Source organism: Solibacillus ferritrahens, assembly GCF_037027585.1.
GTDB classification, from domain to species: domain Bacteria; phylum Bacillota; class Bacilli; order Bacillales_A; family Planococcaceae; genus Solibacillus; species Solibacillus ferritrahens.
This window is the reverse complement of the sequence record NZ_JAXCLE010000008.1, coordinates 91,339-107,647: the sequence shown is the minus strand read 5'-3', so window position 1 is coordinate 107,647 and position 16,309 is coordinate 91,339. Positions and strand designations below refer to the sequence as shown.

The following is a 16,309-nucleotide window of genomic DNA, read 5'->3' as shown; positions in this document are numbered from 1 at the left end:
TATATAATCATTTTATTAATTTTCGTAATTAAATAACATTTATCCTAAAAACTAATTATTATAACGATATTTTTAAACGAAACACGAATGTATAATATAATTTAGTTTTTAATGTTCGTGTTTTTAGGTTGTTGGGATAATGAAGGAGTTTTTATTGTGGAGAAGTTTGAAAATAAGTGGATGCGTGCTGTAATTCCAGCTTTATTGATTCACTGTAGTATTGGTACGGTATACTGCTGGTCATTGTTCAAGGCAGATATTGCCTCTTACATTGGAAATTCTGTTGGTGAAGTGGAATGGGCATTCAGCATAGCCATTTTTGTTTTGGGAATGTCTGCGGCCTTTGGAGGAAAATTTGTTGAAAGAGATATTCATAAGTCGTCATTGCTGGCTGCCATATTTTTTGTCGTTGGGATGGCTGCAACAGGTTTTTTTATTTATCAAAAGTCATTAATTGGTATTTATATTTCTTATGGAGTTGTTATGGGGATTGGACTTGGAATAGGCTATTTAACACCAGTAAAAACCCTGATGCTTTGGTTTAAAGAGCAAAAAGGATTGGCGACTGGTCTTGCTGTTGCCGGTTTTGGTTTAGCAAAGGTCATTGCTAGTCCGTTAATGGAAAGGTTACTTGGTGAAAGAAACAATGAGGGGATTTTAGTAAATCCAACAAATATCTATACAATGTTTTACGTTTTGGCAGGAATCTATTTAGTAATGATGATTATTGGACACTTAATTTTAAAGAAACCAGCAGGATATGAAGAAGAAAGTATACAAATGCAAAGCTTTAGTTATAGAAAAGTATTAACGAATAAAACGTTTATCGGTATTTGGTTGATGTTCTATATCAATATTACATGCGGCTTAGCATTAATTTCACAAGAAAAAGGTATCTTAGCATTCATTGGATTTGGAGCAATTGGTTTAGTTAGTTCATTAACAGCTATTTTCAATGCAGGTGGAAGAATTGCTTTCTCTTCATGGGGTGACCGTTTAAAAGATCGTAACTCCATCTATAAAATTATATTCATTTCTTCCATTGGGATTATTTTATGTACGGTTGTGTCTAATGGGATTAATAATTCTATGGCAATTCTTATTATTGCCTTACTGTGTATCGTAAATGCAGGTTATGGTGGTGGGTTCTCATCTTTACCGCCACTGTTATCTGACCGTTTTGGTTTAGACAGTATTTCAACTGTGCATGGATTAGCCTTATCAGCTTGGGCATTTGCAGGATTGTCAGGGAACCAGCTAAGTGCATTTATTCTGGAAAAGACACAATCCTATGACATGGTATTATACGTAATTATGGCTTTGTTCACACTTGCAACTTTAATTAGTATATTCGTTGTAAAGCCTGAAAAAGTAAACTTGGAAAATGAAGAGTTTATTAAGAAAGAAGAAATGGTAATAGGGTAGGTCTAAGATAAATATAAAAGTAAAAAAGAGAAATTGCACTGTGCAATTTCTCTTTTTGTTTAACTAAAATTAATTATAGTTCAGACTCGGTAACTTCATTATTGTGCTTAGGACCATTGCCATTGCCATTGCCGTTGCTGTTGCCATTGCCATTGCCATTGCCGTTGCCATTGCCGTTACCATTACCATTGCCATTGCCATTGCCATTGCCATTGCCATTGCCATTGCCGTTGCCATTGCCATTGCCATTGCCGTTGCCATTGCCATTGCCGTTGCCATTGCCATTGCCGTTGCCATTGCCATTGCCGTTGCCGTTACCGTTACCGTTACCATTGCCATTGCCAGGCTTAACAACAGTCACATCGAACGTCAGTGTATGTTCACCATAAGTTACTGTAACAGATGTAGTACCTTGGCCTTTACCTTTTACAGTACCGGCTTTTACAGTAGCAATCTTGTCATTTTGAACTTTGTAATTCGCTAGCTTTGTAACATCTTTTTCTGTCGTTTCACCGTTTAAAGTAGTTACTTCAGTAATCGTAACGTTCACTTCTTTACCGATGCTCGTTTCAACGTGAGTTTGGTCAATTTCCAGTGTTACGACTGGTACCTCCACAACTGGTGCTGTAACTGTAACATTTACAGTTACTTCATTTTCACCGTATGAAGCAGTAATTGTTGTCGTACCTTCTCCTACTGCAGTTACTAATCCATTAACTACTGTTGCTACATTTTCATCTGCAACAACATAAGTAGCTTTTGAGGTTACATCTTCTTCTGTTGCATCACCTTCAGCAGGTGTTGATGTTTCTGTTACTGTAAGCTGTGCCGTTTCGCCAGCTGTTAAGCTTAGTTGAGTAGGGTTAACAGAAAGTGTTTTTACCGGTTCAACGATTTCATTTTCAAAGATAATCGCTTCGCCAACATTTCCTGCAGCATCATTAATTACCACTGTTACAGCGTTCGTTTCTGCTGTTACCGGGAATGTGAAGCTACCGTCCTGATTTAAGTCGAAAGAAACCGGAGCTTGTACTTCACCATTTACAGTCGCAACATATGAAGCTTTTAATTTATCATTTAAGTTGTAATCTAATCCGTATAAATATAACTCTTCATTATAGTCAATATACTTATCTGTTACTTGTCCAGTAACGATACCTTCAGCTGCTGTACCTGTAATTTCCGGTTTAGTTGTTTTCACGACAATTGGTCCAACGTAATCCGAAACTACTCCAGTAGCTGCAAGACCTGTGAAATCAATTGTATATAGACCATCTGGAATCGTTGTTGCAGGTGCACTGCCCCATGGTTTATACTGACCGCCAACATTCAGTGTATATGAACCTTTTCCAAGTGAAGTACCTGAATGAAGATAACCAATATACCCGTCTCCATATTCTCCGCCTTCAGGATTCATAATATCCCAAAGCTCAATATAGTTCGTTGTTACATCTCCAGTTAATGTGAATGAAAGTACTGCTGAGTCTTTCACACCATCACCGTTAAACGATAAGTCTGTTTCCGTAATTTTAAAATCTTTAATTTCCGTTGTTGCTGCACTGCCGAAGTCAGCCGCGAATGGCAATGAAGCTTCTGTAGCGCCACCGTTAATGTGGATAAAACCTAAGATTTCAGAGCCATTTGGTGCCACAGCTTGTGAAGCGGTTAATGTAATATTTAAAAGCTGCTCACCAGCTAAATTAAATGTTGGCTGATCTACTGTAATCGTTGCATCACCGAAAGTTTTCGTTACATCAACGGAAACATTATAATTACCGCCATTACCTTTAATATCTTTTACTAAAACTTGTTTCGTTACAGAAATATTACCGTCTTTCAGTGATTGAGGACCGAAAGTAACAGTACCTTTCAGATTTTCTACAACAGCACCTGTGCCATCTAAAATAGCGTTATCAAGTGCATATGCAAGAATTTCTGGATGAGCCGCTGCATAAGCATTTACGCGTCCCGCACCTTGAGAAAACACATCATATTTTGTTTTATCTAAAACTTTTGCTGTATTGGAAAGCGCTACTTTTACATCGAAGGCGCTCCAATTAGGATTTGCTTGCTTTATTAATGCAGCAATACCTGCAATATGTGGTGTTGCCATAGAAGTTCCTGTTTTACGAGCATATGCTTCCGCGTAATCTGCATCAGGGAAATCTGCTTTGTACATCGGAATTGTTGACATAATATTTGTTCCAGGCGCCGTTACATCTGGTTTAATGTCAAAGTTCGGTGTAGATGGCCCGCGTGAACTTGAAGAGTTTACATCATCTCCAGATGTTGTTGTGGAAGCAAAATTACCAAAACTTACTTTTCCAGTTCCGCCTGCTAATGCAGCACGGATTGCATTACCATCTGTTACTGACATATCAAAAGTTGGTAGGAATTCGAATGAATCACCAAGGAAAGTTCCTGAGATGTCCGGTGCATTCGATCCACCGGCAAAGTTATGAATAATTGTTGCAATTGCACCATTGGCCTTTGCATTTGCAATTTTATCAACGAATGCAATATTGCCACGAGATATTAATGCTACTTTACCAGCTACATCAATTCCTTCAAAATCTTTTACTTCTCCGTTTCCAGGAATCGCAACTAGGTCGAATTCACCTTGAAGCTGTGTTGCTAAATCTTTACCAAAAGTTGTTCCCATTAATGGAAGCTGTTTTGTTAAGTTGTAATCACCAATTGTAATATTAACTTCTCCGTTATACATTGTTTCTGGATTTGTTGTGTTACCAACAGCAATCCCTAGACGAGCAGTTGCTGGTGTTCCCATTGTTCCACGATTTGGACCAGAGTTACCTGTTGCAATGACTCCGATTGTTCCCGCTATCATTGCGTTGTTAATTGCAAATGAACCAGCATCCGTTTCAGAGTTAGCTCCGCCGCCAAGTGAAAGATTGATAATATCCATTTCTTCTAAAACGGCAGTTTCGATAGCTTTAACAATACCTGATGTAGCGCCACTACCATATGCTCCAAGAACTCGATAAGCATAAAGGTCTATTTTTGGAGCAATTCCTTTGATGCCAAATTCGTTAGCTCCGATTGCTGCAATTGTCCCAGCAACATGTGTACCGTGAGAAGTATAGAACGAGCTACCATTTGCATTAAATTCAGGTGTCCCAGCTGGGCGCTCTGAAGGTAATGTTTCCGATGCATCGTCATCTGCACGAGGCTTATTGTAAGTTGATGAGTGGGGAATAAAGTTTTTACCACCTTTATAAATTCCGGCAAATTCCGGGTGATCTGCATCAATACCTGTATCTAGTACTGCTACTTTAACTCCTTGTCCTTCAATACCTTCGTTCCATAGCTGTTCGATGCCAAGGAAGGAATTACTTGTATTCATATAAGCCTCTAATGTTTCTTCTTTAATAAGCTCCGATGATTTCATGTTTTGATCTTCTGATGCATAAACCGTTGCATCAGGCTCAATTAGTGTGATTCCGTCTACTGAAAGCAGTTTCGGAAGATCATTTGCTTTAATAGTTGCTGCGAAACCGTTTAAAACTGTATCAAACGTATACCCTTGAGTCATCTGTACTTTTTTAATAGCTAACTCTTTTTTTACTTTTGCTTGCTGAGCTTTTACATTTGAACGAACTTCATTTGCTCTAGCATTGGAGAATTTTTTGCCTTTAACTTGGCTCATCCCTTGCTCTAGTGCAACAGGCTTTTCAGATAAATGAACAATGACTGCAATATCCTGATTGCCAGATACACTTTGTAAGCTTTCGTGAAGAGTTGGACCATCCTTAGACAAGCTTAGCTGTTCAGCAATAGCCGCCTTTAGTTGAATCATACTTTCACTTTGACTATTCTGCTTGAATGATTTCAGTTCTTCAGCATTTGCACTCGAGAATGGCATCAATAAAGACAGCACCATAACGATAGCTAGAATACTACTAAAGAACTTCGTAAATTTAAAATTATTCAAATCTCATTTCCCCTTCACTCTTAATTGTCATACTTTTCAGTCTAGTATGATATTCCCAATTTATCACAAGGGAATCAATTCGAATATTGAAAATTTTAAATATTTTAAAATATTGATAATTAGTATCATTTCTTCAAAAATATGTTAAATCTATCTGCCTAGGAATTTAATAAAAAAGTAGAACTTTATGCATTAAAATTAGAATGTCTTCACCCGAGTAAAGTGAGGGGTAATTGTATTAAAGTCATATGATTTTATTAAAATTTTTTTAAAATAGTAATATTAAGATTGAAAAAGTATAGCTTTTACCATATAGTCTCGGCTATCTTTTTTAATATATTAACTTTTCATCTGGGTTTTACAATAAGTATCAACAAAAAAATTGCTTTGTTTTCCCATAGGTTTCTTTTGAAGGGAATAACAGAAAGATAAGCTAATACCTTAAGTACGATAAATTATTAGAAAGTATGGAGTAAAAATGACATTGGGTATTTTTAGTGAAATAATAAATTTGAAATTTTCTAATACTTTGTATATTATATTCTTATAAAAGAATACCCGGAATTGAACGGGAGAGGTTCATAGCTTATACCCTCTATAAAAAACTATGGATACATGACAACTTGCCATGTCCATAAAGGACGTGGCTTTTTTTTATTTATACATATGTTTTAATAGGATGAATGACAAGGCCTCTCTTGAAAGTTGTCGGGAAAATTTTCAGGGAGGAATCTTATTAAATGTCTAACTTTAGAATTGTTGAGAAACTACAAAAAGTCGATGAAGATATTCAAAGAAATCAATTAAAGTATCATTCAAAACGTGTTCTCATCAGTAAAGAATTTACCTTTGATGCGGCTCATCATTTACATAACTATGAGGGCAAATGTAAAAACCTACATGGTCATACATATCGTGCAGTCTTAGGGTTAAGTGGTTATCCAGATGAACGTGGTCTCGTGCTTGATTTTGGTGACATCAAGGAGATTTGGAAACAAAAAATAGAGGTATATTTAGATCATCACTATTTAAACGAGACTCTACCACCGATGAACACGACGGCAGAAAATATTGTTGTCTGGATCTTTGAAAAAATGAATGAAGCCTTGCTTGATGAACAAACATTTAATGGGGCACGAGTAGAATTTATTAAGTTATATGAAACTCCTACAAGCTATGCTGAAGCGAGAAGGGAGTGGATGGAATTTGAATAAAGTTCCTGTTATAGAGATTTTTGGTCCGACGATTCAAGGGGAAGGAATGGTAGTAGGTCAGAAGACAATGTTTGTACGCACAGCTGGGTGTGATTATTCTTGTTCCTGGTGTGACTCATCATTTACATGGGATGGTAGTGGCAAACATCTTATCGTACAAATGACAGCAGAAGAGATTTGGTCAGAGTTAAAACGCCTTGGAGGCAACAGCTTTTCATTCGTCACAATTTCAGGGGGAAATCCAGCCCTTCTTCGTAATCTGGAATCGGTTGTTAGAGTTTTAAAAGAGAATCATATAAAGATTGGCGTGGAGACCCAGGGAAGCAAGTGGCAAGACTGGTTGTATCAAATTGATGAATTAACCATTTCACCTAAGCCCCCAAGTTCTGGCATGACGACCGACTTTTCTATGCTCTCATATATTTTTGAGAAACTTAGAGAGAGAAACAACAATCAGCATATTTCTCTCAAAATTGTGGTCTTTAATCAAGAGGATTATGCTTATGCAAAACAAGTACATCTTCAATTTCCGAGTATCAATTTTTATCTTCAGGTTGGAAATGATGATATTAATTCAAAGGATAATTCTGAATTGGTTAAGCGTTTATTGGAAAATTATCAAAGGTTAATCCATAAAGTTATGATGGATACAGAATTAAAAAATGTGAAGGTATTACCGCAACTGCATACCCTAATCTGGGGAAATAAAAGAGGCGTATAGAATTAAAAGAAAAAAAGAGCTTGGTTAATGCGGTGCTGCACCCACCAAGCTATTTTTCCTATAGATTATTTAAAATTTATAACAAACGGCCTGCATGGACCTAGTTTATATAACATCTATTATTAGTTTAGTTATGGTTTTTCTTCTTTATGTTGTTTTTTAATTTCCTCAGATTCCTTCATGTACTCTTGATATTCTTTCTCCACATCTGAAGTCGCTGGGAGGAAGGGCTCTTTAGCTGAATCAATACGTTTCCCATACCGAATCATTTGATAAATAATCATTCCATTATTGGGCTTTCCGTTGAACGTAATCATTGGGACTGCATCGAATAGTACATAATAAAAAGCATAAAAAACAAACCGATCCCAAAATGTTTTGTATTCTTCAGCCCATCCATTGGCGATTAAAAAATTGATTGTAAGACCAAAGAAGAGATTGATTAAAATAGGCCCTGAATACATACAAATATAGGCAAACTTATTTTCATATTTTAACTCATCATACGAAAACCAGCTATACACATGATAGTATTTACGAATATCGACCATCCCAAGTTTAATAATTCTTGGTCCAGACCCGATTGTTATTCTTGGCTCGCGTACACCAAATAGCCAACTTATAATTATATAGCCCATTTCCCGAAGAAATACAACAGCAGGTAATATAATAAACGCAGAAATAATCAGTGAAATGAGGTCAGATATTCCAAACATAATTTACTATCCCTCCCCATAAATACTATGTTGATACCCCTCCTTATGTATTCAAAACTAAGTCATTACTCTTTTTAATTATCTCGCCCTGTAGCTCCTTATGTATTTCACTCTATTTTTTAATATTTGCAGCATATTCAATAATACTTAAATAAAAAAATAATAAATGCATTAAAAAGGAAAAAGAGGGTAGAGATAGGTTGTAACCAATATTGAGAGGTGTTGAAGTGTTAATGTCTGAAAAATTATTTACTGCTATTGCTACTGCTTCAGGAGGTCGTGAAGGTAAAGTACAATCAGATGATGGGGTGGTTCAATTCGATACTGCAATGCCAGGCACACCCCGTGCGAAGAAGATTGAAAATGCAACAAACCCTGAACAATTATTTGCTGCTGGATATGCCGCTTGTTTTGATAGTGCTCTCCAATCAACTGCAAGTAAAGCCCGTATTAAATTTACCTCTGAAGTGACAGCTAATGTCAGTCTGTTAAAGGACGAGCAGGATCAAGGTTTTAAGCTTGGTGTTGTTTTACAGGTAAAGGGGACTGGCATTGAGCGCGAAAAATTAGAAGAGCTTGTGCATAAAGCACATGAAGTATGTCCTTATTCAAAAGCAACAAGAAAGAATATAGAGGTAACACTTGAGATTATTTGAATTAATTGGCTATTCTGTAGGCGAAATGCTCAGAATAGCTTTTTTGAATTCAAAAACTTTATTCTCCACCCAAAAATAATAGTCACTATAATAATTAGTTCTTTTTAACCTATTGAGAAAAGAATTTTAAGTTAATATTTAGGTTTTTAACATTTTTGTTTGAATATTTAGTTTAATGATATGTCATTTAGGGAATAGAATAAGCGACTCTAAATTTCTTACAAATGTTCCTAATTAGTAGAGGAGCGCTTTTTTAGTTATGGAAAAGATGTTTAAAAGGTAAAAACCATAATCTATTAGTGTACTTGCTAGATAGAGTTAGGAAACTTTTGTACAAAAGTAGGAATCAAGCGAAGCTTAAAGAAATTACAAACTAGCTTAGCTAAAAACAGTATTCTTATGAAAAATAACCGTCATTTCATTGAATAACAGCAAGACAGCAGTAAGTATTACAGCTCTGATTTGCTGCTTAAGAACGAAAGGATGCGATTCATTTGAAGCAAAAAATACTATTTATTTCTGATCATGGCGATCCTTTAATTCCGCTTGGAAGTAAACAGGCAGGCGGACAGAATAATTATGTGAAACATTTAGCATTGCAGCTTGACGAGCTTGGGTACAGTGTAGATATTGTTACTCATTGGAGCAATGAACAAAAGCCGGCTGTTGAGCAGTTAGGTGAGCGTAGTAAAGTGTACAGATTTGCTGGAGGCCAAAAGGGCTTCGTGGATAAGCAACAGATGTTTGCCTTACTCCCTAGCATTTATGAAGAAATGACAGAGACATTAGATATAAGTAGCTATGACGTTGTTCATACTCATTACTGGTTGTCCGGTGTGCTCGCATATTATCTTCAAAAAGAATATTCTTTCTACTGGTGCCACACAAATCACTCACTTGCAATTGCAAAAGAGCAAGGTACAGGTTTTAATGATCAAAAGCGCAAGCATTTTGAAAAGATAATTATGCAAAAAGCCGATGTTGTCCTCGCCACAACTCCGAACGAGAAAAAACAAATTGAAGTTTTCACAAAACATGTAAGCGAAGTATCTGTCGTGCCGGTTGGAGTATCACCGGTTTATTTAGCGGCATCAGAAGATACGCAACAATTTACATTTCCATATTATTTTTATGCAGGGCGTCTTGAAACATCAAAAGGAATTTTTGATCTTTTAAATGCATACAGACATATGTTAAAGAAAAACGATATACCAGATAATGTGAAGCTGCTTATTGCAGGTGGCAGTCCAGAATCGGTTGATTTGAAGAATTTCAGTCCAAAAGACGAAAAGTTAAAAGAAGCAATAAAGGGAATGGAAGATCGTGTGTTATTCCTTGGACCAAAAACCGAGAAACAGTTAAAAAGCCTTTATGGAGGTGCATTAGTTACGATTATGCCGTCACACTATGAATCTTTTGGTATGGTAGCAGCAGAAGCTCAGGCATGTGGCTGTCCTGTAATTGCGACACATGTGGGTGGACTGAAAGACGTTGTTAAATCAGGAGTAACAGGCTTCCATATACCAAAAGCCAATATGCAAAAGTTAAGTGAAAGCATGGTCTATTTCTTAAAGAATTCTCAACAGATATTAAAAATGCGTCGAGATGCTAAGGAGTATGCAAAACGAGAATTTAACTGGACGCTTATTACCCGCAAAGTAAAGGAGCTGTATGAACGCAAAAATGCCTACGTATCCTTACCTTAAACCTCATATTTTAGCTACAGATTTAGATAATACAATTGTTAGTGAAAAAGTATCCCACAAAGAGCTGTGGGAAACGTTAGCACTGGAAAATACATCTCTTATATATATTACAGGAAGATATAAGCAGTCCGCGTTGGATTTAATTGAACGTGAACAACTGCCAAAGCCAGATATTTTAATATGTGATGTCGGGGCTTCTATTTATATTGGTCCAACATATGAGCTTGACGAGGATTGGGCAAGCAATATTAAGCAAAATGATTTTGAACAGGTTAAAACAATAGCCGCTTCCATTGGAATTGCCCAACAGCCTATAGTTACACCTTGGCGCCTTGCTTATTTCGCAGAAAGTAAGCAAGTTCAAATACTTAAAAAATCTGTCCAACAGCTTAATTTGGCAGTGGACATTGTGTTTAGTAGTGACAAAGATGTTGATGTCCTTCCTGCTGATATTAATAAAGGGGCTGCCCTCACATATATACTTAATAAGTGTCAATATAAAGGAAAAGTTGTTGTAGCTGGTGACTCCGAAAATGACCTCAGTTTATTCAAACTTGGCTATCCAGCCATTGCAGTTGGAAATGCCTGTGACGCCATTTTAAAGCTGCCAGAATCACAGCACATCCATTTTGCTACTGAACATGCAGCGGCGGGTGTTAAGGAAGTATGGACTAAAATTTACGACCCAGTAACTCAGAAGATTAAATAAGTTTGTTAGTAAACAATTATTTTATTATAAAAACCCATTTAAGATTGTTTTGTAGTTCTTCTATATTAAAAAATTATTTTGAACTATAGGCAATTAAATAGGTACGAGTGGAATCCTTTCATACGTTAGTAAAGAAACATCAACAATATGGAAGGAGGATATAATTGGTTAATAGAAACTGGTTTGAATCATTTGATGAAGAAAGAGTTCAAGGGTTCCAAAATTATGGGCAGCAATTACCGGTTCAAACAGCTCCAACTCAATTTGGGTCACCACAAATGTCACCTACAAGACAATATGTTCAAAGAAATGTATCGAATATGGTGGTACCACATGTTCATCCGTCCCATTTAACAACGGTTAACCAACAGCATATTCATAATCAGCATTATTTCCCACATACGGAATCCGTAAGAAATGAATGCTATGAAACTCATACTATGTGTGGAACGCCATTTAGACCGGGTGGCTGTGGTTGTTCAAAACGCAGAGGTTGGTAATAAAACCTGCTTCAAGAGTAAATGTCGTATAGACATTTAATGCTTATTGAAAAAAATATATAATAGCACCGTCCAAATTAAGGATAGTGCTATTATTTTTCAGTTTTATAAATTCCACCATATTTTGTATATTTTTTTCACTTTATAAATACATTGAAAGAAAATAACTCATATAAGGAGAAATTATTATTCCAAAAATCGCTTCAGTTAGTTCATATAAACCGCCATTCACTTTAGCTCAATCTAATATTGAGCAACTAACGAAAGAGCTTTTTCAACATAAGATTTCAAGACTAGATCGATTATTGAAGGTTTTTGAAAATGGTGAAATAAAGACGCGTAATTTCTGTGTTCCACCTGATTGGTATCGAGAAGAACATACTTTTGAAGAACGTAATGAGCTTTATATTCAATTAGCTACAGAATATAGTGTGGAAGTAATTAAGAAATGTTTAACAAATCGGGCGTTTTTAAAAGAGGATATCTCTACTGAAGATATCGATGCCATATTCTTTATTAGTAGTACAGGCATTTCTACGCCTAGCATAGAGGCGCGGGTAATGAATATCCTCCCATTTTCCAATCAACTTGTTCGAATTCCGATATGGGGTTTAGGTTGTGCTGGTGGGGCATCGGGTATTAGTAGAGCATTTGATTATTGCAAAGCTTATCCAAATGCCAAAGTGCTCGTCGTATGTGTGGAACTATGCAGTCTCACATTCCAAAAAGAAGACTATTCAAAAAGTAATTTAGTAGGAGCATCGTTATTTGCAGATGGTGCTGCATGTGCTCTCGTATGTGGGGACAATGTGGAGTTTGGACAGGATATAGCAGTCCCTCATATTATTGGACGAGGCTCCAAATGGATGCCGGATTCTGAAGATGTAATGGGGTGGGATGTAAAAAATAGTGGATTGCATGTAGTATTTTCCAAAAACATACCCGTTATTATTTCAAAATGGCTTGGTCCGTTTATTCATGAGTTTTTAAATAATCATGATGTTTTACCCGAGCAAATAGTTAATTTTGTTGCACATCCTGGTGGGAAAAAAGTGTTACAAGCATATGAAGAAGCACTTCAGCTCACATCAGAGCATACAAATGTTTCACGTGAAATATTACAGGCAAATGGAAACATGTCATCACCAACGGTACTTTATGTGTTAGAGGAATATATGCTAAAGAAAAATAAGCAAAACACACTTGGTCTCTTAGTAGCTTTAGGTCCTGGCTTTAGTGGAGAAGTAGTTTTATTAGAATGGAGGGAGTAAACTGTTTTTTTATTTAGTACTAGCTTTTATTATTATACAAAGATTAGTAGAACTGCTTATAGCCAAAAGAAATGAAAAGTCGATGCTGGCGAAGGGGGCATATGAGGTTGGTGCTTCCCATTATCCATTCATGATTTTACTCCATGTGAGTTTCTTCATAAGCCTTATTGTAGAGGTAATATACTTTAATGGACAACTTACACCACATTATATTTTATTGTTCATCTTTTTGTTATTACAACTACTAAGAGTATGGTGTTTAGCTTCTCTAGGACCATTTTGGAATACAAAAATTATAATATTACCAGGAGCAAACGTTGTTGTTAAAGGACCCTATTCCTATATTCGACATCCCAATTACCTAGTTGTCTGCCTAGAAATTGCTGTAATACCACTCATGTTTCAAGCGTATTTTACAGCAATCTGTTTTACTATTTTAAATTTAATCATTCTCTCCATTCGTATTCCATTAGAGGAAAAAGCTTTAAAAGAAGTAACAGACTATGGTAGTCGTTAAACCTAATTTAAAAAGCGCTAACAATCAAGTACTAATTCTCTTTTGAATTAGTGTATTTTTATTTTTATGTATAATTTTTTTACATCAGGGTAAATAACTTACAGAATGACTTTGTTGAAGTTTAATTCTAATACTTTATCCAGCAGGAGGGATCTTTTTGAAAGCAGTAACATATCAAGGTGCCAAAAAAGTAGAAGTAAAAGAAGTTCCGGATGCAAAAATTGAAAAGCCAGATGACATTATTGTACGTATTACCTCAACGGCAATTTGCGGGTCAGATCTCCATATTTATCGCGGCGCTGTTCCGGCACGAGAGGATTTTGTTATTGGACATGAACCTATGGGAATCGTGGAAGAAGTCGGACCTGATGTGACGAAAGTTAAAAAAGGAGATCGAGTCGTTATTCCTTTTAATGTTGCTTGCGGCGAATGCTTCTACTGCCAAAATCAGTTGGAAAGCCAATGTGACAATGCCAATGAAAATCCGGCTATTGACTCCGGTGCCTATTTTGGATATACAGAGCGTTACGGCAATTTCCCAGGTGGACAGGCGGAATACCTGCGTGTACCATACGGGAACTTCATACCATTTAAAGTACCAGATAACTGTGAGTTAGAGGATGAGGCACTCCTATTTATATCGGATGTATTGCCTACTGCCTATTGGAGTGTAGAGCATTCAGGAGTGAAAAAGGGCGATACAGTCATTGTATTAGGTTCAGGACCAATTGGTTTAATGGTGCAAAAGTTTGCCTGGATGAAAGGTGCTAAACGAGTGTTAGTAGTAGATCCTCTTTCATATCGTCTAGACCATGCAAAACGAACAAATAATGTTGAAATATTTAACTTTGATGATTTTGATGATGTTGGTAATCACCTTCATGAAATAACACATGGAGGAGCAGATGTGGTAATAGACTGTGTAGGAATGGACGGTAAAATGTCGTTGGTAGAGAAGGCACAGCAAAAACTGAAATTGCAGGGTGGGACACTAAGTGCGATTGATGTGGGTATAAAAGCTGTTCGAAAGTTTGGTACAATTCAGCTGACAGGTGTATATGGTTCAAAGTACAACATGTTCCCATTAGGCAATATATTTGAACGCAATGTAACAGTGAAAATGGGTCAAGCACCAGCAATACACTATAGTCCAATGCTGTATGAAATGGTTGCTGAAGGAAAGATTGATCCAACAGAGATTATCACGCATAAAGTGCCATTATCTGAAGCAAGTGATGCCTATAAAAAGTTCCACGATCATGAAGATCAAAGCATTAAGTTTATATTAAAACCGTAATAAATAGCTTTATAATTTATGAATCACCTAATCATTGCTATAGCAATGATTAGGTGATTTTTATATAAAAACTCTATAAGATTCAGTGCTCTTTATCACGCTTCCATAGTATGATGGAATTATATTGGAAGAGGAGTGAGTTTTTAATGAAGAAGTTTTATTGGATGCTTTTTATGGCTAGTATAATGTTGGTTTTAACTGCTTGTGGTACTGAAACAACAGATAATACCGAGCAAGGAAGCGCGGAAGACTACACAGCTGCTATAACAGAAAATCCGATCGTGACGATTACGATGGAAAATGACGAAAAAATCGTCATTGAATTAGAGCCGAAAGTTGCCCCAAATACAGTGGCCAACTTTATTTCTCTAGTAGAGAACGGCTTTTATGATGGGTTAATTTTTCACCGTGTTATTCCAGGATTTATGGTACAAGGTGGAGACCCAGACGGAACAGGTATGGGAGGTCCCGACTATTCAATTAAAGGGGAATTTTCATCAAATGGCTTTGAAAATACACTGACTCATGACCGTGGTGTTTTATCAATGGCGCGAACAAACCAGCCGGATTCAGCAGGTTCCCAGTTTTTTATCATGGTAGAGCCAGCATCCCATTTAGATGGCGATTATGCTTCATTCGGTGAGGTTATTGAAGGAATGGAAGTTATCGATAAAATCGTTGCAGTCGAGCGGGATGGTAGCGATAAACCTATAGAAGATCAAAAAATGAAAACTGTAGAAGTAGATACAAAAGGTTTTGATTATCCAGAGCCAGTTGTACAAAAATAGCAATGAAGTAACCGATTAATTTTAGTCGGTTACTTCTTTTTAAATTCAGCCCCAGCTATTAGGTATTCAGAGGGTAATGTTAGTAGTTGATTTATATCGTGAAATCCCTTGTTTTTTTGAAAGGCTTCCACAATTCTATAACCTATACAATAGCCAACCCAAGGCGGTAAATTTAAAGTCATATCTCCAAACAAATAAGCTCTATGTTCATGTAATCCCCGTATATGCAGTGCAGGGGTAAAGTAGGAGTTCCAGTAGCTAATTGCTTCTACCATAGAGTACCGCTTCGTCCATGAACTTATAGCGTACTCTCCAAATAAACTTTCAACTGCATGCTCCGCTAAACCTTCCAGAATTACCGAATCAAGCAATGTGGGAGGTTCCGTAATGAAGCGTCGCCTACAAATATGATGATACTCATGGGCAAATAGGGCATGCAGTTCCTTTATCGTGACCCGTGATGAAATAAATAAACAAATACCGAATGGATAGGCGACGCCATTTTTTACAAAGCCATTTTTAATAGGCAAAATAGCGATGGGCACATCCGGTCCATCCCATGCCTGCATAAGTTGTTCAAGCAACCTCTCAGTGATTTGCCAAACATCTAATGTTAAGGGCAATTCACCATTTTGAAGCAATCCTTGTTGTAACAGCTCATATTGAACAGCCTCGGGTGACTGCTGAGGAAAGATGGACTGTACAGAGTGATAGGCAAGTTGTTCACGCTGATCATTTTTTTCAAATAACAGTTTTGTATCGAGAATTGGCATGATTTCCTCCCTTTTCTTTAGTATATGACTTAGACGATAGGCTCGTATGTGCTTAAAGCTTAAA

Annotated in this window: 14 protein-coding genes and 1 riboswitch; of the genes, 11 read left to right on the top strand and 3 right to left on the bottom strand. The window is 36.6% G+C overall.

Annotated features, from left to right (window positions below; all coding sequences use genetic code 11):
- Positions 1-156 precede the first annotated feature (156 nt).
- Positions 157-1,425, top strand: coding sequence for an OFA family MFS transporter (locus SNE38_RS09925; protein WP_336046427.1), 1,269 nt, complete (start codon positions 157-159; stop codon positions 1,423-1,425).
- 73 nt (positions 1,426-1,498) lie between these two features.
- On the opposite strand, the gene SNE38_RS09920 is transcribed toward SNE38_RS09925, so the two are convergent.
- Complete coding sequence (locus SNE38_RS09920; RefSeq protein WP_336046426.1) at positions 1,499-5,377, bottom strand: S8 family serine peptidase; 3,879 nt, start codon at positions 5,375-5,377, stop codon at positions 1,499-1,501.
- A 568-nt stretch (positions 5,378-5,945) separates the two neighbouring features.
- A riboswitch (PreQ1 riboswitch) is annotated at positions 5,946-5,992 on the top strand.
- A 125-nt stretch (positions 5,993-6,117) separates the two neighbouring features.
- Here SNE38_RS09920 and queD point away from each other — a divergent pair.
- Positions 6,118-6,591 carry a 6-carboxytetrahydropterin synthase QueD gene (gene queD, locus SNE38_RS09915; RefSeq protein ID WP_336046425.1) on the top strand — a complete coding sequence of 158 codons (474 nt, stop codon included), beginning with the start codon at positions 6,118-6,120 and terminating at the stop codon, positions 6,589-6,591.
- A complete protein-coding gene (queE, locus tag SNE38_RS09910; protein WP_336046424.1) occupies positions 6,584-7,312 on the top strand; it encodes a 7-carboxy-7-deazaguanine synthase QueE in 729 nt (242 codons plus the stop codon). The genes queD and queE overlap by 8 nt, the downstream gene beginning before the upstream one ends.
- Before the next feature lie 131 nt (positions 7,313-7,443).
- Here the strand turns inward: queE and SNE38_RS09905 are convergent, their stop codons facing one another.
- Positions 7,444-8,028 carry a hypothetical protein gene (locus tag SNE38_RS09905; protein ID WP_191704141.1) on the bottom strand — a complete coding sequence of 195 codons (585 nt, stop codon included), beginning with the start codon at positions 8,026-8,028 and terminating at the stop codon, positions 7,444-7,446.
- Positions 8,029-8,261: 233 nt separating this feature from the next.
- On the opposite strand from SNE38_RS09905, the gene SNE38_RS09900 reads away from it, so the two are divergent.
- The 8 genes from SNE38_RS09900 to SNE38_RS09865 all read left to right on the top strand — a co-directional run bounded on the left by SNE38_RS09900 (position 8,262) and on the right by SNE38_RS09865 (position 15,472).
- Complete coding sequence (locus SNE38_RS09900; protein ID WP_191704140.1) at positions 8,262-8,684, top strand: organic hydroperoxide resistance protein; 423 nt, start codon at positions 8,262-8,264, stop codon at positions 8,682-8,684.
- A gap of 494 nt (positions 8,685-9,178) precedes the next feature.
- On the top strand, positions 9,179-10,390 hold the full coding sequence (locus SNE38_RS09895) for a glycosyltransferase (protein WP_191704139.1): 1,212 nt from the start codon (positions 9,179-9,181) through the stop codon (positions 10,388-10,390).
- Positions 10,368-11,099, top strand: coding sequence for an HAD family hydrolase (locus SNE38_RS09890; protein ID WP_336046423.1), 732 nt, complete (start codon positions 10,368-10,370; stop codon positions 11,097-11,099). Before SNE38_RS09895 ends, SNE38_RS09890 begins: the two co-directional genes overlap by 23 nt.
- A 164-nt stretch (positions 11,100-11,263) precedes the next feature.
- The gene (locus SNE38_RS09885; RefSeq protein ID WP_225223793.1) at positions 11,264-11,599 is read left to right on the top strand and encodes a CotD family spore coat protein; all 336 of its coding nucleotides are present in this window, start codon (positions 11,264-11,266) and stop codon (positions 11,597-11,599) included.
- A gap of 188 nt (positions 11,600-11,787) precedes the next feature.
- The gene (locus SNE38_RS09880) at positions 11,788-12,870 is read left to right on the top strand and encodes a type III polyketide synthase (protein WP_191704196.1); all 1,083 of its coding nucleotides are present in this window, start codon (positions 11,788-11,790) and stop codon (positions 12,868-12,870) included.
- A 1-nt stretch (position 12,871) separates the two neighbouring features.
- Positions 12,872-13,387, top strand: a complete 516-nt coding sequence (locus SNE38_RS09875) for an isoprenylcysteine carboxyl methyltransferase family protein (protein WP_404829022.1) — start codon at positions 12,872-12,874, stop codon at positions 13,385-13,387.
- Positions 13,388-13,544: 157 nt separating this feature from the next.
- Positions 13,545-14,684, top strand: a complete 1,140-nt coding sequence (locus SNE38_RS09870) for a zinc-dependent alcohol dehydrogenase (RefSeq protein ID WP_191704136.1) — start codon at positions 13,545-13,547, stop codon at positions 14,682-14,684.
- Between the two features lie 146 nt (positions 14,685-14,830).
- Positions 14,831-15,472 carry a peptidylprolyl isomerase gene (locus SNE38_RS09865; RefSeq protein ID WP_191704135.1) on the top strand — a complete coding sequence of 214 codons (642 nt, stop codon included), beginning with the start codon at positions 14,831-14,833 and terminating at the stop codon, positions 15,470-15,472.
- A 29-nt stretch (positions 15,473-15,501) separates the two neighbouring features.
- On the opposite strand, the gene SNE38_RS09860 is transcribed toward SNE38_RS09865, so the two are convergent.
- Positions 15,502-16,245 carry a DUF2268 domain-containing protein gene (locus tag SNE38_RS09860; protein ID WP_336046422.1) on the bottom strand — a complete coding sequence of 248 codons (744 nt, stop codon included), beginning with the start codon at positions 16,243-16,245 and terminating at the stop codon, positions 15,502-15,504.
- Positions 16,246-16,309: the final 64 nt, after the last annotated feature.